Genomic DNA, 18,258 nt, shown 5'->3' on the forward strand with positions numbered 1-18,258 from the left:
CGCAAGTCTGCCACGCCTGGGAAATGCCGACAAGGATCCGGTGGCCGCCCTCCGGTCGGGCGGGGGCGTCCATCATCGACCGTGGTCGTAGGTGGATCCCGGATTAATCCGGGATCCACCAGCAGGGACGTGGCAGGTTCGACGTGGGGTCGAGAACCGGTAGTCCTGTCAATCGGACCGGTCGTCCGGACGTCCCCACCGATCATGCGAGGGCGGTCCATTCATCTGGATCAGCGAAGGTGGCGCGATGGACCTTGCGATCCGTATCGATACGACGAAGTCTGGCGTACACGTTCCGCATTGGAAGAATCCGAGGTCCCAGGAATAATGGAATCCGCACACCGGCGACGCGTCGAGGCGCCGTTGAACGCGAAACTCGACGTCACCGGACTCGGTCGTCAACAACAGGCCACCAGCCGTGACAGGCGCAGGCGGCGGCATGCCGGCCTCTTCGAAGCGGTCCGGCGCCTCGACGGTCACCTCGACGCCGGCGCGCGGGCCGAACTGGCCAAGTGGGTGCGTGACGAGTACGAGCGCGAGTTCGGCGACGTGCCGCTCGGCTTCGTCGCCACCTGCTACCTGGGCCCGCCGTACGTCGACCACCGGCTGGACCTGTTCCATTCCATCGTCGAGCACTACGCCCCGGGCGACGTGATGCCGGAGCCGTTCGCACAGGCGCGGATGCTCGCCCGGACCGGCGCGTACGCGTACATCGAGGTCTACGCCAGCGGCACCCTGCATCCCGTACTGCCCGACGGCTCCGTCGTCGGCGGATCGGAAGGACGATCGTGAGCACGAACGACCTGGGCCTGTCCCGCCAGTTGAACCGCCTCGAGAACCTGACGGTGCAACTCAACACCCGCATCGACCTGGTCAGCGGCCAGGTGGCCAGCGTGGGGCAGCGCGCCGACGAGACACACAACGAGCTGGCCCGGCTCATCGCGGACTTCCAGCGGTTCGTCCTGGAGGCGCGGAAGGCCGACAACCTCCAGAACGCGCTGACCAACAAGGGCACCATCGAGAGCCGGCTCGAATATCAGTTCGGCCACCACAAGGTGGTCCGCCGCTCGGCGGTCGGTGTGCTCCAGGGCTTCGACGTCGGCCTGCTCTCCGAGGAGACCGTGCGCTCGGTCAGCGAGCAGCTCATGATCCAGAATCCGCGGTACTGGCTGGCCCCGGTCCTGGTCGCGATGGGCGCGTGGGCCGGTGACGAGCCGGATCTGTGCGACCGGGCGATCCAGGAGGCGTTCCGGCGCTCGCCCGGGCGCACCTCGCTGTTCATGGCGCTCGTCCTGCGTCGGCAGGGCCGACGGGAGAGTTCGGTGCGCTGGCTGCGCCAGTACCTCGCCGCGCAGGATCCGACCAGGCTGGGCCGGCACTTCGCGGTGGTGCTGGAGTGCGTCGCGCAGGGTGCGTTCGGCCCGGCCGGCCTTGCGATGGTGCAGGAGCGGCTGGAGGCCTGGCAGGCGCAGCTTCTCGACGACGAGGCGATGCGGCGGGCCCAGGTGGACCGGTGGCGTGCCGAGGTCGAGCGGCACGTGGCCGCACCCACGCCGGAGCGGTTCCCCCGCCTCGCCGCGCTCTCGCCGCAGTTCCCGGCGATGGCCGAGGCGCTGGCCCGGGCCGGCGCGCACCAGAACCTGATCACGAAGTACTCGGCGCTCGCGGCCGAGGAGCCCGTGGTGGCCGGTCAGCTGGAGGACGCCGTCGACGACATCCTCGACCAACTGGTGAACGAGTACGACGACGAGGAACTGCCGCTGCGCCGGGACTACGCGCTGAACGAGGCGATCATCCGGCACCAGGGTGACCTGGCCGCCGCGCATCAGGACGTGCCGGCCGACCTCGCCGCGCTGGAGAGCACGCTGGACTACCTGACCATCCAGTCCGAGTCGGCGCTCAACCCGGCCGGCATCGGCGTCTCCCGATCGACGCAGCGGATGGCGGTGGCGTTCTGCCACGACTGGTTCGCCACGGCGCACGCCGAGTTCAGCATGAGCTACCGGCAGGGCCTGCCGACCAACGTCGAGGCGGTCTTCCAGAGCACCCACAACCCAGGCGCACGCGCCTTCCAGCTGCCCCGCTGGGTCGGCTCGTTCACCCGGCCGCTCGCCGAGCTGGAGCAGTCGCTCGCCCAACACTGGGACCGCACCTCCCAGCCGTACCTGGCCAGTCTCGGGTTCGACTGGATGAAGCAGTCGATCATTCCCGGGATCGTCAGCGCCGCCGCGCTCGTCGTGTTCACGCTCTGTCTGCAAACCGTCGGCATCCTGCTCGGTCTGGCCGTCGCGGTGGCCTGGTTCCTGGTGCTCTACGTGCGATCGCAGACGGCCGCGACCCGGCAGCAGGAGGCGGCCCGGTTCATCGCCAAGGCCAAGCACGACTCGATCCTGCAACTGCGTGCCGCGAGCGCGGAGGTGATCGACTGGTCCACCGCGTTCCGTACTGCCGACAGCAGGGAGCCGGCGGTACGCGCGCTCATCGAGGACCTGTCCCGGTCGGGCGCCGCCGCGTCCCCCTTCGAACGCCGGGTAGCCGGCGAAGCCGACACCACCGGAGGAGTCTGAGGTGACCGGAAAGCCCGAACCGACCGCATCGGCAGTACCGGGGCAGCGCACTGGTGACGCCACGGTGCCGTGGGCGCGCCAGTCCGCGCCGCAGCAGCCTCGCTCCACCAGCCGGGTTCGCCGGGTGGTCACGAGCCTGCCGTCGTGGGATCCCCTGCCGCCCGGCGAGATCCTGGTCCAGCGCTCACGGCGGAGCTGATCGTGTACGCCACCGGCGGCCACTACGCCGCGTGGGCCGCCTTCCTGGAGAACTGGGCCGCCGGCGCCACCCCGGATCCGGCGGCCCTGCCCGCGATCGCCGACGACGATCTGCACGGCGACAACTGGGAACGGTTCGTCCTCCGGCTCACCGACGCCCTCTCGCAGCGCCTCCAAGCGGGTGCCGACCTGCTGTCGCGGGAGCTGAGCGGGGCCCGGGACGAGTTCTCCGCGGCCCGTGCCATGCACGACGCGCGGGCCCGGCTGGCGCCGATCCGGGCGGTCGCCGGACACCCCGGACTCCCCGGCGAGCTGCGCCAGCGGCTCGTCGACGTGATCGAGGCCCAGGTGCGGTCCCTGCAGACGTCGCTCGAAGACCAGATCGTGCGGCTGGAACGCACCGGCACGCCGCGGTCCGCCGTCGAGGCCCGGCTGCGCACCGTACGCGAGAACGCCCTCACCACCACACCGGCCGCCCTCGGGGGTGGCTGGGACATCGCCCCCACGCACCGGCCGGCGCGCCGGGTGATCATTTGACGAAGCCGAGGCATCGTGTCGAACTACGCCGAATCCCTGCATGACCTGGACAGCTACATCGCCGCCCGGGTGCCGATCATCGGGGTGCGCACCATCGAACAGACCCGCGCACTGCGCCTGGTCCGGCAGATGGCGACCAACCCGAAACGGTCCGCGCTCCCGTTCTGGATCTACACCCGTGCCACCGGGGTACGCGACCTGCGGCACAACACTCCCGCCCTGGAGGACCGGTCACTGACCGGCGCGCTCGAGTTCGCCGCGCAGCAGTTCACCAGCCGGGCTCAGGCCACCGTGATCTTCGTCGACCCGGAGGACCTCAGCGGCGACAACTCGGTGACCCGGCACGTCGCCGAGCTCGCCCGGCTCGCCGACGCCAACTCCGGCAGCCTTGTCGTCATCTCGGACACCCCGATGTGGAGCGGGCTGAGCCGGCTCGGCATGTCCGTCACGCTGGACCTGCCCGACGCCGACGAGATGTACGAGGTGATCGTCGAGTTCCTGCGGGACCACCACGGGATCGTGCCGATCGCGTGGACCGAGCAGGACGCCCGCCGCGCGGCCGAGTTCCTGGTCGGGGTGCCGGAGGGCACTGCGATCAACGTGATGGCCACGCTGGTGACCCGCGGCAGCGTCGAGACCGCCGACGTCGAGCACCTCGCCGAGTTCAAGGACAAGCACTTCGGGTCGTTGGCCGGCCTGGAACGGGTACGCCTCAGGGAAGCCGACCGCCAGGTCGGCGGGCTCACCAGCCTGCGGGAATGGCTACGCCGCAAGCACAAGCTGATGGTCGCCGACCTGCGCGGCAGCGAGTTGCGCCCGCCGCGCGGCGTACTGCTGGTCGGCGTCCCCGGCTGCGGCAAGTCGCTGTCGGCCAAGGCGATCGCCGGCGAGTGGCGCCTGCCGCTGTACCGGCTGGACTTCGCCGCGATCCTCGGCCAGTACGTCGGCCAGTCCGAGGGCCGGTTGCGGGAGGCGCTGGAGACGGCCGACCGGGTCGCGCCCTGCGTGCTCTGGATCGACGAGATCGAGAAGGGCCTCGCCGGTCAGAACGACAGCACCGGTGTGGGCCGCCGGCTGGTCGGCCAGTTCCTGTTCTGGCTCCAGGAGTCGGCGCACCGCGTGTTCGTGGTCGCCACCTCGAACGACGTCCGCTCGCTGCCACCGGAACTGTTGCGTAAGGGACGGTTCGACGAGCTGTTCTTCGTCGACCTGCCGGAAGACCAGGACCGTCGCGAGATCATCGCCTTGTACTACCGGCGTTACGTCGGGCAGGAGCCGCAACCGGAACTGCTCGACAAGCTGGTCGGCATGTCCGACGGGTTCGCCGGCAGCGACATCGAGTCGGCCCTGCACGAGGTGGGCGCCGAGGTCATGCTCAACGGTGGGGCGGCCGCCCTGCGCAGCGAATTCGTCATCGACACGTTCGCCAACACGTTCCCGCTCAGCCGTACCAACCCGGAACAGATCGAGGAGATCCGTGGCTGGGGCCGGGAACGGGCGGTGCCGGCGGGCCGGATGCCCGGCGCCGCCGCGGGCCCGTCCGGCGGCCCGGCGCAGGGCCGGCGGGTGGTGGTGTTCGGCGACTGAGCGCGGGCCCGGTGCGGCGGGCGCCTGGACTCATGCCAGCAGACCGGCCGCCAGCACGAGGGCGCCGCCGCCGGCCAGCGCCGCGACGACCAGGCAGAGGCGATCGATCCACGCCCGCACGAGATACGCGCTGCCGGGCCGGCCCCGGACGTGCCGGATCACCGGGCCCTCCAGCGTGGCGAGGACGTCGAGTTCGCGTACCACTGCCACGTCCGCCCGCCGGCGCCGCCGGGCTCGGACGATGTCACCGGCGTGCAGGGCCTCGTCGGGCACGCCGCCTTCGAGCGCGTACCAATGGGTTCCGCCGTCGGGAACCCGGATCCGGAACCGGCGGACCGTGACGTCGCCGTCCTGCCGGCCGCGCGCGTACCGGCGGCTGAGCCGTGCCGCGACCTGGCCGGCGGCGGCCAGCGCGAGCGGCACGAGCAGCCCGGCGGCGGCGACGCCGCCGTCCAGGGTGCCCAGGGCGGCACGCACCGCAGTCAGCACGATGGTCGGTACGGCGGCGCAGGAGAGCACGATGGCGCCGCGGAACCGGCGGGTCTCGACGTCCGGCTGGATCGGCCCCAGCAGGACTCCCACGAGCGGACCCGCCGGTGTGGTGGGCGTCGGTGGTTGCGGTGCGGCCACTGGTGGTGCGCTGGTGGAAGGGCGCTCACCGCTCGGCGGGCCGGCTCCGGCCGGGCCGGGTGGCCGCCTGCTGGAGCCGGCTCGATCGGATGGTGGCGGTCCCGTGTGCGCCGGGTCCGCGTCGCCGGCCGGTCCGACGACACGCCGCCTGCTCGTCGGTGGCGGCGGGGATGACGGCTTCGTGCCCGTACGCCTCCGAGCGCGCGCCCACGGCGGAACGTCGCTCACGGGTGCGCCTCGAGCTTCCGCACCGCGCACTGGTTGGTCAACCGTTCCCCGGTCAGGTCGGGAAACCGTTTCGCGCACCAGCGCTGGACCGACTCCCGGGTGGGGAAGTCACCGAGCGCGAACGTGACCCACAGGGGCTTGCCCTGGTAGAGCTGCCGCTTTCCGAAGTCGGTGCTGAGGACGAGCACCACGCTCGTGCCCCGGCTCGGGGCGGACCGCAGCGCCAGGTGCTCGGCCAGGATGTCGGCCGCGGTGAAGGTGTGCGAACCGGCGGCGGTGGTCTGAAGCGGATCCACGATGCCCACACTCTTCGACGCGAGCTGTGCGGCGAACCGGCCGTCGAACACCATCGCGAGGGCGTCCTGCCGGCGTAGCTGCTCCAGTTGCTCCAGCGCTTCGTCCTCCGGACCGGTCGCCGGGTCGGTCGAGGGCTCCGGGTCCGGCTCGGTAGGCGTGGACTCGGGCAAGGGCGTGTCGCCGGTGGTGGTCGCGGCCGGAAACTCGGTGAACCCGGCGTCGGGCGGCAACGGTGCCGCGGCCGGAGGCTGCGTCCGTCGATCGTCCTGGTTCGCCATCGTCACGGCGGTGATCCCGCCGACCGCCGCCAGGAGCACAGCGGCGACGGCGCCGCCGACCAGCACCACACGCCGGTTCGGGACCGCCGGATACACCGGCTGGTCCGGCTGGTCGACGAACCGGCTCGGCTGGGCGCCCGGTGCGGGCGTCGCCGCGGCATCCCGGATCCACGCCGGAGTGCCTTCGGCGTCCGCCGGCGCCGTCGGCGTGCCGGGTTCCGCGGGCGTGAGAGGTTCCGCGGGCGTGAGAGGCTCAGCGGGCGTGAGAAATTCGGCGGGCGTGACGAATTCGGCGGGCGCGAGTGCTTCAGTGATCTCGGCGGCCGGAGTGTCGACGGCCTGATCGGCGCCGGAAGGTGCGGTCGGCCGGGGCGGCGGCTCGGCTGCCGGGGGATCCGCCGAGGAAGCCGGCTGCGTGGACAGCAGCGAGGACAGGTCCCACGCTCCCGCGGCGGCCGGTTCGTGATCGGTCATGGCACCCCTTGCCGGATCGCCGAGTCGTCATCTGGCCGTCTCCGAAGCTAGTTGCACGCAGCGTCGCCGACATCCACCAAGCCGGTGACCATTCACCGATCAGTGTTGATGTCGACGGGACGGTCGGCACCGACAGTCGCCTGGACGGTCGGCGCACATGCCGACCCATGTCGGAATCGGCGCGCTCCGGCTGGGCTACCGCTGCTCGGCGCGCTGCCGGGCCGCCTCGTACAGCGCCACCGTTCCGGCCGCCGCCGCGTTCAGCGAACTCGCCGCCCCCACGATGGGGATGCGCACCATCCGGTCACTGGCCTCCTGCCAGCCCTTGCTCAGCCCGTGCGTCTCGTTGCCGACCAGCAGGAGAGTGGGGCCGGTCAGGTCGTGTTCGGCGACGTCCACGTCCCCGTGCTCGTCCGTACCGATGACCTGGACCTGCGGGAGCCCGTCCGCGCGAACCGCGGCGACCCAGTCCAGAACCTCTCGATGGCTGGCGACGCGCACCACGGGTACGGCGAACAGCGACCCGGTGCTGGCCCGGACCGCCTTCGGGTCGTACGGGTCGGCGGCGTGGCCGGTGATGATCACACCGGAGGCGCCGAAGGCGTCGGCGGAGCGGATCAGCGTGCCGATGTTGCCCGGGGTCTTGGGGCGGTCGAAGACCACCACGAGCATTGCCGGCCCGGCCGGGATGCGGGCCAGGTCGTCAGCGGGTTGCGCCACGACGGCCAGCAGCTCGGGTGACTCCTCCTCCTTGCCGCTCAGTTCCCGCATCAGCTCCGGCGCGAGCGCGACCCGCCTGGCGCCGGCGCCGTCGAGCAGGTCGCGGCACCAGCGGGACAGGGGCTGCCGGTCCGGGTAGAGGAGGGCGCGGATCTCCCAGCCCTGCTCCAGGGCCACGGTGATCGGGCGTACCCCCTGGACCAGGAACTCCCCGGAGCGCTGCCGCTTGGTGCGGTTGGTCAGCAGCGCCTGCCACTGCTGGAAGCTCGCGTTCCGGGTGGTGATCGTCAGGGTCTTCGCCACGTCGCCGATTCAACCCCATCGGAGGCCCGGGCCACCCGCCGGATGCGTTCGAGGCGGAGCGGCGTGATTGTCCCCCGCCTGACGAGCCGTTATCGTTCCCTGGCCCCAGCCCGCAGAGTTTGAGGATCGCGATGACTTCCCCGCCGCTGACGAAGGTTGCCGATCGGGAAGGTTCACCCGCCGAAGGGCCGGCTGGTACGGGGACCGGGCGCGAGCCGGGCCGGGAGGCGACGCCGAGCCGGTTCCGGGCCGACGTCGCCGGGCTGAGAGCCGTCGCCGTGGGGCTGGTGCTGCTCTACCACGCCGGGCTGCCGTTCATCCCCGGTGGCTTCGTCGGCGTCGACGTCTTCTTCGTGATCTCCGGCTTCCTCATCACCGGGCAGCTCATCTCCGAGATCGAGCGCAGCGGTCGGGTCTCGCTCACCGGCTTCTACGCGCGCCGGGCCAAGCGGATCCTGCCCGCCGCCACAGTGGTGCTGGCGGCCACGGCCGTCGCGGTCCGGCTGTTCGTACCCCGGGGTGAGTGGCAGGTCATCGGCGGTGACATCGCCGCCGCGGCGACCTACGTCGTGAACTGGCGGTTCGCCGACCGCGCGGTCGACTACCTGGCCGAGGACGTCGCGCCGTCGCCGGTGCAGCACTTCTGGTCGCTCGCCGTGGAGGAGCAGTTCTACCTGCTCTGGCCGCTGCTGATCGTGCTGGCCCTCCTCGCCGCGCGCAAGCTCCGGCGGGCGAACGTACGGCCGGTCCTGTGGGTCGGTCTCGCGGTGCTCGCGGTGCCGTCGTTCGTCTGGTCGATCGTCGAGACGGCGAACTCGCCGGAGCGGGCGTTCTTCGTCTCCACCACGCGGCTGTGGGAACTCGCGGTCGGCGCGGCGGTCGCGCTGCTGGCGGTCCGCGCCACGCGGATGCCCCGGTCGGTGGCGGTCGTCCTCGGGTGGCTCGGCCTCGCCGCGATCGTGGCGGCGGCGCTGCTGGTCAGCGGCAAGACCGCGTGGCCGGGGTACGCGGCGGCGCTGCCCACGCTGGGCGCGGCGGCGGTGATCGCGGCCGGTGCCGCAGCCGGCGCCCGGGGGCCGGTGATGGTGCTCGGTCTGCGTCCGTTCCAGTGGATCGGTGACCTGTCCTACTCGCTGTACCTGTGGCACTGGCCGATGCTCGTGGTGGCCACCGCGCACTTCGGCGATCTGTCGGTGACCGAGGGCCTGGCGGTGGCGCTCGCCTCGGTGATCCCGGCCTGGCTCACGTTCCGGCTGGTGGAGAACCCGCTGCGGTACTCGCGGAAGATCTCCACGTCGCCGCGTCTGGCGTTGAGCCTGGGCGGCAACTTCACGCTCGCCGGCATCTGCGCCGGCCTGGTCCTGGTGCTGATGGGCGCGTGGGCCGCCGCCGCGACCACCACCAAGAGCCGGTACGCCCCGGGCGCCGCGCTGCTGTCCACAGCGCCCGGCACCGCGCCGATCGGTCCGGTCCCGGAGCGGTTCGACGCGATCACCCCGGATCCGCTGCAGATCCGGCAGGGCTTCATGGACGTGCCCGACACCAACCGGGACAAGTGCTTCCAGCAGGTCGAGGGCGCCGAGGTGCTGTCCTGCACGTACGGCGACCCGAACGGGGCCACCACCGTCGCGCTGGTGGGCGACTCGAAGATGGACCAGTGGCTGCCGGCGTTCCAGGTACTCGCCGCGCAGAACGGCTGGAAGCTGCGGATCATGGCGAAGGCGGGCTGCGCCTTCACCAGCGCCCAGGTGCTCAAGGGCGACGGGTCCGGCAAGCCCTACACCGACTGCATCGAGTGGAACCGTGCGCTGCTGGACCGCCTGGTGCAGGAGCGCCCCGACTTCGTGGTCACCTCGCAGTCGGCGTCGACGGCCCTCGACAGCGGGGGCAAGCGCGCCACCGTCGCCGCGATGGTGTCCGGCGTACGGGCCTCGTGGAAGAAGCTCGACTCGGTCGGCACCAAGGTCGTCGTCCTGGCCAACAACCCGCACCCGGGCGCGGCGGTGGCCTGCGCCGACAAGAACCGCAAGCGCCTGTCCGCGTGCGCGTTCGACAGGGAGCGCCACGACCAGGACCCGGGCTACCGGATGCAGCGGCAGGCGGTCGCGGGCGCGCCGAAGGTCAAGATGATCGATCTGTTCGACGCCGTCTGCCCGACCGACAGGTGTCCCGTGGTGTTCGGCAACGTGCTCATCTACCGGGGCGGCTCGCACATCGGCGCGGCGTACGTGAAGACCACCGCGCCGCACCTCGCCCGTGCCCTGTCCGACGCCGGCGTGCCGGCGCGCTTCACCCCGGAGAAGTGACTCAGACGTACAGCTTCCGGGCGTAGTCCGGGCCGTAGTGGCGTTCCAGGTCGGCCAGGCTCTCCGCCGGAGCCTCCACCTCCTTGACCAGCCGGGGCCGGGTCGGCAGCACGTCCGGCTGCCACGTCTCCGGCTTCCACAGCTCGGAGCGCAGGAACGCCTTCGCGCAGTGGTAGAAGATCTGCTCGATCGCGACCTCGACGGCGAGCACCGGCCGGTGGCCCTTGACCTCCATGTCGGCGAACCACGGCGCGTCGGAGATCAGCCGGGCCCGGCCGTTGATCCGCAGCGTGTCGGTGCGGCCGGGGATCAGGAAGATCAGCCCGACGTGCGGGTTGGCCAGGATGTTGCGGTAGCCGTCGGCCCGCCGGTTGCCGGGCCGCTCCGGAATCGCGATCGTGCTGTCGTCGAGCACCAGCGCGAAGCCGGGCGGGTCACCCTTGGGGGAGACGTCGCAGGCGCCGTCCGCGCCGGCGGTGGCGAGCAGGCAGAACGGCGAGGCGGCCAGCCACTCCCGGTCGCGTTCGTGCAGCGTACGGCGTTCCTTGGCGAGCGCCCGCGCGGTCGGCGTGCCCAGCAGGTCACGCAGTTCCGCCTCGTTGCTGATCTCCCGGATCGTCACGTCTTCCTCCCCCGTCCGTTGAGCACCACGGCGGTTCTGCCCCGCGACGGGCCGCGATCCGCCATGGTCAGCCTAGGTGAGCGCGTCGACCGCCGGGTTTGCCCCCGGGGTCGACGGGTAGGGACCGGTTCGCAGCGTGCGTCTGGACGCGATGGATGGAGGCCGAGATGGAGAGCCGACTCAAGGTGCTCGGCCATCCCGTGCATCCGATGCTCGTGATGTTCCCGGTGGCGCTCTTCGTGACCGCGGTGATCTTCGACGTGGTGGACACCGTGGGCGGGCCCGGGTTCCTGGCCGAGGTCGCGTACTGGAACATCACCGTCGGTCTGATCGGTGGCCTGCTGGCCGCGGCGGCCGGGGCGTTCGACCTGCTCGCCCTGCCGGCGGGCACCCGCGCCAAGCGGGTCGGGCTCACCCACGCCGCCGCCAACGTGGCGGTCATCCTGCTGTTCGCCGCGGTCTGGGTGGTCCGGCTCAACGCCGACTCGCGGGCGGCCGGCGGCGCGCTGATCGCCATCGAGGTGGTCGCCCTGGCGATCCTCGGGGTCAGCGCGTGGCTCGGCGGCGAACTGGTGGACCGGCTCGGTGTGGGCGTCGACCCGGAGCACGATCTCAACGCGCCCAGCTCGCTGCGATCCCCCTCGGCGACACAGCGGATCGGAGACGCGCGATGACGGAACAAAGCGGCGGACGGGGCTGGCGTGGCCGCCAGCAGGGCTGGGATCCGATGGGTGAACTCCAGTCACTGCGCTCGGAGCTGAGCCGGCTGGTCGGCGGACGGTCCGGCGGCCAGGACGTGGACCTGGCCGAGACGGCCGACGGCTGGGAGGTGGTCGTCCGGCTGCCCGGTGTCGCGCCGGAGGAGGTCGCCGTCGAGCTGGACGACCGGGAGCTGTGCGTCCGCGCCCGGTCGGAGGCCGAGGTGAACGCCGACCACGGCATCCCGGGCGGGTTCACCACGCGGGGCTTCGAGTATCGCGTGGACCTGCCGTCCCGCGTGGACCCGGACCGGATCGACGCGGTGATGGACCACGGCCTGCTCCGGGTGCACCTGCCCCGGGCGGCCCGGCCCGCGCCGCGCACCATCACCGTCGGCCGCACCGGCCCGGGACCGGGTGCCGACCGTACGCGGATGCCCGCCGACCCGGCCGCGGACCGGGAGCTGCACCACCCGGACACCGCGCTCGACGAGATCGACAGACCGTAGGAGCCGCGTGACCAGCCCGTCCGACGGCTCCGGCTCGCCGCGCCGCGACCGGGAGCCGTCGTCGGTGCTCGGCCCGGTCGGCGAGCGCGTCCCCGACGTCGAGCGGATCGCCGTGCTGCGCGCCAACGCGCTCGGTGACTTCATCTTCGTGCTGCCGGCGCTGGACGCGCTGCGGTCGGCGTACCCGACGGCGGAGATCGTGCTGCTCGGCGCGCCGTGGCACGCGGCGCTCTGGCGCGACCGGCCCGGCCCGGTGGACCGGGTGCTGGTGGTGCCGGCGGCGCCCGGCATCCGCGACCCGGGGCCCGGCGAGTCGCCGGGTGACGTGCCGGCGTTCCAGGCCGCCGCCCGCGCCGAGCGGTTCGACCTGGCGTTGCAGGTGCACGGCGGCGGCGGCAACTCGAACCCGTTCGTGGCCCGGCTCGGCGCCCGGGTCACCGCCGGCCTGCGGGCCGAGGGGGCGCCGCCGCTGGACCGGTGGCTGCGCTACGTCTACTACCAGCACGAGGTGATCCGCTACCTGGAGGTGGCCGCGCTGGTCGGTGCGCCCGCCACCACCGTCACCCCGGCGCTCGCGGTCACCGCCGCCGACCGGGCGGAGGCCGCCGCCGTGCTCGGCGAACCCACCCGGCCCCGGGTGGCGCTGCACCCGGGCGCCACCGACACGCGACGCCGCTGGCCGCCGGAACGCTTCGCCGAGGTCGCCCGCGAGCTGACCGCAGACGGGTACGAGGTGCTTGTCACCGGCACCCCCGCAGAGCAGGAGACGGTCGACGCGGTGGCGGCGGCGGCCGGGGTGCCGGTTCGTCCCCAGGTCGGCACGCTCAGCCTGGGCGCGCTGGCCGCCGCCTACGCGGACTGCGCGCTCGTGGTCTCCAACGACACCGGCCCGCTGCACCTTGCCGCCGCGGTGGGTGCGCCGACGGTGGGCGTCTTCTGGGTCGGCAACCTGATCAACGGGGCGTCGCCGCTGCGCGGGCGGCACCGCCCGATCGCCGCCTGGACCACCCACTGCCCGGTCTGCGGCGTGGACTGCACGCCCGGGATCTACCCGCACCGGCCGGGCGACGGCGAGTGCCCGCACCGGGTGTCGTTCGTGGCCGACGTGCCAGTCGCCGAGGTGGTCGAGGCGGCCCGGGAGCTGCTCACACCTCCGCGGGCGACTCGCTGAGCACGACCTCCCACGCCTCCACGTCACGTTCGGTGACTGTGGTCGGCGACTCCAGGTGGTAGGCCCCGCTGGGCAGGACACCGGCGCCGCCGTGGCGCTCCAGCACGGCGAGCTGCGCGGCGACGTCCTCACCCTGGTGCCGCTCGGGCAGCCGCTCCCAGAAGTCGAAGCCGCCGGAGTCGACGAGCTTGGCCCGGTCGTAGAGCACGCACCCGCCGATCCAGGACACCTTGTACGCCCGCCACTCGCCCGCCGCCAGGTGCAGCTTCTCGGTGACGTGCAGCAGGTTCGCCGCCGGGTGGATGGACGCCCGGTGCCACTCCGGCGTGCCGGGCTGGATGCGTTCCGGCACCGGCGGCCCGGTCCACTCCTCGTAGTGCTGGTGCGTCTCCGGGCGGACGTCGTCGGCGTAGGAGAGCCCGTGCACCGCGTTGCCGACGAAACCGCAGCCCAACTCGTCGAGCGCGGTGACCAGCCGGGACAGCGTCCCCGGCTCCAGCCACACGTCGTCGTCGAGGCAGAGCACCGCGTCGGCCGCCGACTGGGCCAGCAGGTACGACCGGTGCTCGGCAAGGCCGCGCCGGGGGAGCCGCCGGGTCAGCAGCACCGGGTGTCCTCGATGACGCAACGCCCGGACCATCGTGGCGGCGGCCGGGTGCGCGTACGCGGGCTCGCCGTCGGACTGGTCGCTGACCACCACCCCGAACCCGGGTAGACCCTCCTGGGCGGCCAGCCCGGACAGCGTGACCGCCAGCTCGGCGGGCCGGTTGCGGGTGGGGATCAGCACGTCGAGGCGCCGGTGCTGCCGGAACCGTGCGGGCGTGCCCGGGTCGAGCGGACGGGTCACGCCGGCCTGCCCTCGCCCACGGCGGGGCTGTGCTGCTGGTCGGGCATGGCCGCACGGCCCTCGCTCCGCTCGGTGCGTTCGCTCATGCTGTGCGACTGGGCGCGGATCCGGTCGATGATCGCCGAGGTGGAGCGGTCGGGCACGTACCCGAGCGTGCGCACCTGCCCGCCCAGCCGCCGTACCAGCGGCGCCTCCGGCACCATCTCCGGCGGGTAGTCGCCGCCCTTGACGTAGACGTCGGGCCGGACCGCCTCGATCAGCCGGGCCGGGGAGTCCTCCTCGAAGACCACCACGTGGTCGACGCAGGCCAGCGCCGCCAGCAGGGCGGTCCGGTCCTCGACCGGGTTCACCGGCCGGTCCGGGCCCTTGAGCCGCCGTACGCTGCCGTCCGAGTTGACCGCCACGATCAGCAGGTCGCCGAGCGCGCGGGCCTGCGTCAGGTAGCGGACGTGCCCGGGATGCAGCACGTCGAAGCAGCCGTTCGTGAACACCACCGACCGCCCGGCCTGCCGGTGTTCGTCCACCAGCGCGTCCAGCTCGTCGGCGCCGACCAGGGCCGGGTGGCCGCCCTCGTCCACGCCGGTGCCGAGCGCGGCCAGCAGGTCCTGCCGCCGGCACACGCAGGTGCCGGTGTCGGCCACCGTGACGGTGGCGGCGAGCTGGGCGAGCTGGGCGGCGGTGGGCAGGCCCGCGTCGGCGGCGAGTGCCAGCGTCATGGCCGCCAGGTAGGCGTCCCCGGCGCCCACCGCGTGGCTGGCCGGTACGGGGGTGCTGTGGCTGCGCCGGGGCTCGCCCTCGGCGCCGCCGACCACCGCGCCCTCGGTGTCCAGGGTCACCGCCACCACGTCGGCGCCGGTGTGCGCGCGCAGTTCGGGCAGGCGGGACTCGGCCAGCACCGCCCGGTCCACGCCGGCGCCGGCCGCCGCGCTCACCGTCACGCCCGTGCCGGTGACGCTCAGCCCGTCCCCGGTCAGAGCCACCCGCTCCTCGCCGGGGACCGGCTCACCGGTCGGGCCGGCGGGCGCCTCCGCGGCGGGCGTGCCCGAGGCCGGGTGCGGGCCACCCGGGGCAGGGTCGCCGGACCCACCGGGCGCGGCGCCCACCATCAGCTCGGACGGGCCGTCGGTCTCCGCCGGGTGGTCCAGGTGCAGGTCACTTCCAGGGGGTACGGCGTCCCGCTCGGCGTGCGCGAAACCGGCGGCGGCACGGGCCAGCAGCCGGGTCGCCTCGGCGAAGCTCGGCGTCACCACTGTCGGGTTCAGCCCGCGCCAGTCGGCCAGGTCGTGCGCGTCGAGCGCCACGGTGCCGTACCGGTCGCGGTTGGCGACCAGCCAGGCGCGTATCGCCGAGGGCAGCGCGCCCAGGCCGTAGTCGCAGACCACGAGCGTGACCGGCTGCCCGGCGGCGACCGCGCGTAGCTCCTCGGTGGCGCAGTGCAGCGCGGTGAGCAGGCGGGCGACGGCGTCGGCGTCCAGCCCGTCCTCCGGGCTGCCGGAGTCCTCGCGGAGCAGGATCTGGTTGGCGGCGAGCATCCGCCGCTTGACCGGCGTGTGCCGGCCCGGCTGGCTCACCGTACGGTCCCAGACCGCCGCCCGGTCCAGGCAGTCGTGCAGTTCGTCGCCGGCCACGTCGGCGCCGACCGGGGCGACGAGCGCGGCCCGGCCGCCGAGCGCCGCCACGTTCACCGCCGTGTTGGCGGCGCCGCCGGCCGCGGAGATCCGGCGCCGCAGGGTGAGGACCGGCGCGGGCGCCTCCCGGCAGAGCCGCTCCGACTCGGCGAACCGCCACTCGTCAAGCATGGCGTCCCCGACGACCAGCACGGGACGCTGCTGCCAGCTCGCCACCACGGTGGCCAGCCGGCGCTCTTCCGCTGCCGCTCCTGCCATGCCCCTGCGGATCCCCCCGGGCCGTCGGGCCAAACGCGACGCCGGCCACCCGATGCGTCCGGTTTCGCGGCATCGGGCGGGGGAACCGTGGAGACGTACCCCGGAGAGGAGAAGCAGCATGGCAGCGACACTTCAGGGCAAGCGCATCGCCTTCCTGGCCGCCGACGGCGTCGAGGAGGTCGAGTACACCAAGCCCCGGGAGGCGGTGGAGAACGCCGGCGCCCAGGTCGAGCTGGTCTCCATCGAGTCCGGCACGATCCAGGCCTTCAACCACCTCGACCACGGCAAGCAGTACCAGGTCGACGTCACCACCAAGGAGGCGGACGCCGGGGCGTACGACGCCCTGGTCCTGCCCGGTGGCGTGGCGAACCCCGACTTCCTGCGTACGGACCCGGAGGCGGTCCGGTTCGTCAAGGCGTTCTTCGACGCCGGCAAGCCGGTCGGGGTGATCTGCCACGGCCCGTGGACGCTCGTGGAGGCGAACGTGGTGCGGGGCCGCACCATCACCTCCTGGCCCAGCCTGCGCACCGACCTCACGAATGCCGGAGCGAACTGGGTCGACCAGGAGGTCGTCACCGACAACGGGCTGGTTAGCAGCCGCAAGCCGGACGACCTGCCGGCGTTCTGCGCCAAGATCGTCGAGGAGTTCGCCGAAGGGCGACACGCCGCCCGCTGAAAACTCGTACGCCCACCGGGGGCATGATCCGCCCCCGGTGGGATAGGAAGCGGGATGACCGCCCAAGCCGCCCGTCCCGCGCTGCCCGCCCGTCAGATCCGCCTGCTGATGTTCGGTCTGATGACCGGCATGCTGCTGGCGGCGCTGGACCAGACCATCGTCGGGACCGCGCTGCCGACGATCGTGGGCGAGCTGGGCGGCATCAACCACTACTCGTGGGTGGTCACCGCGTACCTGCTGGCCTCGACCGCCTCGACACCCCTGTACGGCAAGATGGCCGACCTGTACGGGCGCCGGCCGGTCTTCCTGTTCTCGATCGGGATGTTCCTGCTCGGCTCGCTGCTGGCCGGGTTGTCGCAGAACATGACCCAGTTGATCGTCACGCGGGGCGTGCAGGGCGTCGGCGCGGGCGGCCTGATGACGCTGGCGTTCACCATCATCTCGGACGTGGTGTCGCCCCGGGAGCGTGGCCGCTACCAGGGGTTGTTCGGCGCGGTGTTCGGCGTGTCGTCGGTGGCCGGGCCGCTCGTCGGCGGCTACTTCGCGGAGAACAACTGGCGGTGGATCTTCTACATCAACGTGCCGCTGGCGATCCTCGCCATCGTGGTCTGCTGGCACGTGATGCGGCTGGTGCCGTTCGAGCGCCGGGAGCACACAGTCGACTGGATCGGCGCGGCGTTGCTGGTGGCCGGCGTGAGCTGCCTGCTGCTGGCGCTGAGCTGGGGCGGCGCCGAGTACGCCTGGGGCTCCGGCGTGATCGTCGGACTGTTCGCCGCGGGCGCGGTGCTCGGCGTGCTGTTCGTCGTCCAGGAGGCCCGGACCAGGGAGCCGATCCTGCCGCTGCGGCTGTTCCGCAGCGCCACGTTCGCCCTCGCCAACGGGGCGGGTTTCGTGCTCGGTCTGGTGATGTTCGGGTCGATCATCTTCATCCCGCTCTATCTCCAGATCGTCAAGGGTGCCTCGCCGACCCGCAGCGGTCTGCTGATGTTGCCGATGATGGCCGGCGTCATCGTCACCTCGGTGCTCACCGGCCGGGCGATGAGCCGGATCGGCAGGTACAAGTGGTTCCCGGTGGCCGGCGCGGCCGTGCTGGTGGCCGGCATGCTGCTGTTCCAGCAACTCCGGGTGGACACCTCGCTCTGGGCCGCGTTCGGCTACATGGTGGTGATCGGCGTCGGGCTGGGCCTGTGCATGCAGTCGCTGATCCTGGCCGTGCAGAACGCGGTGAGCGTCCGCGACCTGGGCGCGGGCACCTCGTCGGCGACGTTCTTCCGGTCGCTCGGCGGCTCGTTCGGGGTGGCCATCCTCGGCGCGGTGCTGTCGTCCCGGCTCACCGCCGAGATGTCCGCGCGGCTGCCGGGCGCGCTGGCGCAGCTCCCGCCGGAGCAGCGGGCGGCGGTGGCGGCCGGCGGGAACTTCTCGATCAACGACCCGGCGGCGATCCTCGCGCTGCCCGCCCCGGTACGCGCCGCCGTCCAGGCCGCGTTCGTGGAGTCGCTGCACCTGGTCTTCCTGACCACCGGGCTGATCGCGGTGGTCGCCGTGCTGGTCACGCTGGCCATGCCGAACCTTCAGTTGCGCGGTACCGGCCCGCAGGGGGCCACCGGCGGCGCCGACCCGATCGGCGGCAAGGCGCCCGCACCCGGCGGCAAGCCGCTGGCCAAGGAGTCGAAGGAGGAGGCCGCCGCCGACATGGAGGCGAAGTCGCAGACGATGCTCTGAGC

Annotated in this window: 16 protein-coding genes; 10 read left to right on the forward strand and 6 right to left on the reverse strand. The window is 72.7% G+C overall.

All coding sequences use genetic code 11. The annotated features are described in order from the left end of the window. The first annotated feature begins 327 nt into the window (after positions 1–327). From ACFYON_RS04925 to ACFYON_RS04940, 4 genes are all read left to right on the forward strand, one after another. A complete protein-coding gene (locus ACFYON_RS04925) occupies positions 328–792 on the forward strand; it encodes a hypothetical protein (protein ID WP_354867983.1) in 465 nt (154 codons plus the stop codon). Next, on the forward strand, positions 789–2,567 hold the full coding sequence (locus ACFYON_RS04930; protein WP_354867985.1) for a hypothetical protein: 1,779 nt from the start codon (positions 789–791) through the stop codon (positions 2,565–2,567). The genes ACFYON_RS04925 and ACFYON_RS04930 overlap by 4 nt, the downstream gene beginning before the upstream one ends. Before the next feature lie 144 nt (positions 2,568–2,711). Beyond that, on the forward strand, positions 2,712–3,302 hold the full coding sequence (locus tag ACFYON_RS04935; RefSeq protein ID WP_354867987.1) for a hypothetical protein: 591 nt from the start codon (positions 2,712–2,714) through the stop codon (positions 3,300–3,302). A gap of 15 nt (positions 3,303–3,317) precedes the next feature. Continuing rightward, positions 3,318–4,889: an AAA family ATPase gene (locus ACFYON_RS04940; RefSeq protein WP_354867990.1), complete on the forward strand. Its 1,572-nt coding sequence runs from the start codon at positions 3,318–3,320 to the stop codon at positions 4,887–4,889. A 30-nt stretch (positions 4,890–4,919) separates the two neighbouring features. Here the strand turns inward: ACFYON_RS04940 and ACFYON_RS04945 are convergent, their stop codons facing one another. The 3 genes from ACFYON_RS04945 to ACFYON_RS04955 all read right to left on the reverse strand — a co-directional run bounded on the left by ACFYON_RS04945 (position 4,920) and on the right by ACFYON_RS04955 (position 7,819). Next, positions 4,920–5,471, reverse strand: coding sequence for a hypothetical protein (locus tag ACFYON_RS04945; protein ID WP_354867993.1), 552 nt, complete (start codon positions 5,469–5,471; stop codon positions 4,920–4,922). A 272-nt stretch (positions 5,472–5,743) separates the two neighbouring features. Beyond that, positions 5,744–6,796: a hypothetical protein gene (locus ACFYON_RS04950; protein ID WP_354867995.1), complete on the reverse strand. Its 1,053-nt coding sequence runs from the start codon at positions 6,794–6,796 to the stop codon at positions 5,744–5,746. Between the two features lie 195 nt (positions 6,797–6,991). Then, positions 6,992–7,819 carry a TrmH family RNA methyltransferase gene (locus tag ACFYON_RS04955; protein ID WP_354867997.1) on the reverse strand — a complete coding sequence of 276 codons (828 nt, stop codon included), beginning with the start codon at positions 7,817–7,819 and terminating at the stop codon, positions 6,992–6,994. Positions 7,820–7,950: 131 nt separating this feature from the next. On the opposite strand from ACFYON_RS04955, the gene ACFYON_RS04960 reads away from it, so the two are divergent. Beyond that, positions 7,951–10,125 carry an acyltransferase family protein gene (locus ACFYON_RS04960; RefSeq protein ID WP_354867999.1) on the forward strand — a complete coding sequence of 725 codons (2,175 nt, stop codon included), beginning with the start codon at positions 7,951–7,953 and terminating at the stop codon, positions 10,123–10,125. A 1-nt stretch (position 10,126) separates the two neighbouring features. Here ACFYON_RS04960 and ACFYON_RS04965 read toward each other — a convergent pair whose 3' ends face one another. Further along, positions 10,127–10,747 carry a pyridoxamine 5'-phosphate oxidase family protein gene (locus tag ACFYON_RS04965; RefSeq protein ID WP_354868001.1) on the reverse strand — a complete coding sequence of 207 codons (621 nt, stop codon included), beginning with the start codon at positions 10,745–10,747 and terminating at the stop codon, positions 10,127–10,129. A 167-nt stretch (positions 10,748–10,914) separates the two neighbouring features. Here ACFYON_RS04965 and ACFYON_RS04970 point away from each other — a divergent pair, with 167 nt between their 5' ends. From ACFYON_RS04970 to ACFYON_RS04980, 3 genes are read left to right on the forward strand one after another with little or no spacing between them, the layout of a single operon-like run. After that, on the forward strand, positions 10,915–11,421 hold the full coding sequence (locus ACFYON_RS04970) for a DUF2231 domain-containing protein (RefSeq protein ID WP_387188836.1): 507 nt from the start codon (positions 10,915–10,917) through the stop codon (positions 11,419–11,421). Beyond that, positions 11,418–11,954, forward strand: coding sequence for an Hsp20/alpha crystallin family protein (locus ACFYON_RS04975; RefSeq protein WP_354868006.1), 537 nt, complete (start codon positions 11,418–11,420; stop codon positions 11,952–11,954). Before ACFYON_RS04970 ends, ACFYON_RS04975 begins: the two co-directional genes overlap by 4 nt. Positions 11,955–11,961: 7 nt before the next feature. Further along, the gene (locus ACFYON_RS04980; protein ID WP_355047150.1) at positions 11,962–13,125 is read left to right on the forward strand and encodes a glycosyltransferase family 9 protein; all 1,164 of its coding nucleotides are present in this window, start codon (positions 11,962–11,964) and stop codon (positions 13,123–13,125) included. On the opposite strand, the gene ACFYON_RS04985 is transcribed toward ACFYON_RS04980, so the two are convergent. Together ACFYON_RS04985 and rfaE2 are read right to left on the reverse strand one after the other, a co-directional pair. Next, on the reverse strand, positions 13,100–13,972 hold the full coding sequence (locus ACFYON_RS04985; protein ID WP_354868011.1) for a glycosyltransferase: 873 nt from the start codon (positions 13,970–13,972) through the stop codon (positions 13,100–13,102). The genes ACFYON_RS04980 and ACFYON_RS04985 overlap by 26 nt on opposite strands. Further along, a complete protein-coding gene (gene rfaE2 / locus ACFYON_RS04990) occupies positions 13,969–15,858 on the reverse strand; it encodes a D-glycero-beta-D-manno-heptose 1-phosphate adenylyltransferase (protein ID WP_355047151.1) in 1,890 nt (629 codons plus the stop codon). The genes ACFYON_RS04985 and rfaE2 overlap by 4 nt, the downstream gene beginning before the upstream one ends. Before the next feature lie 118 nt (positions 15,859–15,976). On the opposite strand from rfaE2, the gene ACFYON_RS04995 reads away from it, so the two are divergent. Both ACFYON_RS04995 and ACFYON_RS05000 read left to right on the forward strand, forming a co-directional pair. Continuing rightward, positions 15,977–16,534: a type 1 glutamine amidotransferase domain-containing protein gene (locus ACFYON_RS04995; RefSeq protein WP_354868016.1), complete on the forward strand. Its 558-nt coding sequence runs from the start codon at positions 15,977–15,979 to the stop codon at positions 16,532–16,534. Between the two features lie 54 nt (positions 16,535–16,588). Further along, positions 16,589–18,256 (forward strand): MDR family MFS transporter, encoded by a 1,668-nt coding sequence (locus ACFYON_RS05000; protein ID WP_387187695.1) that lies wholly within the window; start codon positions 16,589–16,591, stop codon positions 18,254–18,256. Positions 18,257–18,258: the final 2 nt, after the last annotated feature.

Origin of the sequence: Micromonospora sp. NPDC005686, assembly GCF_042871665.1 — a bacterium.
Taxonomy (GTDB): Bacteria; Actinomycetota; Actinomycetes; order Mycobacteriales; family Micromonosporaceae; genus Micromonospora.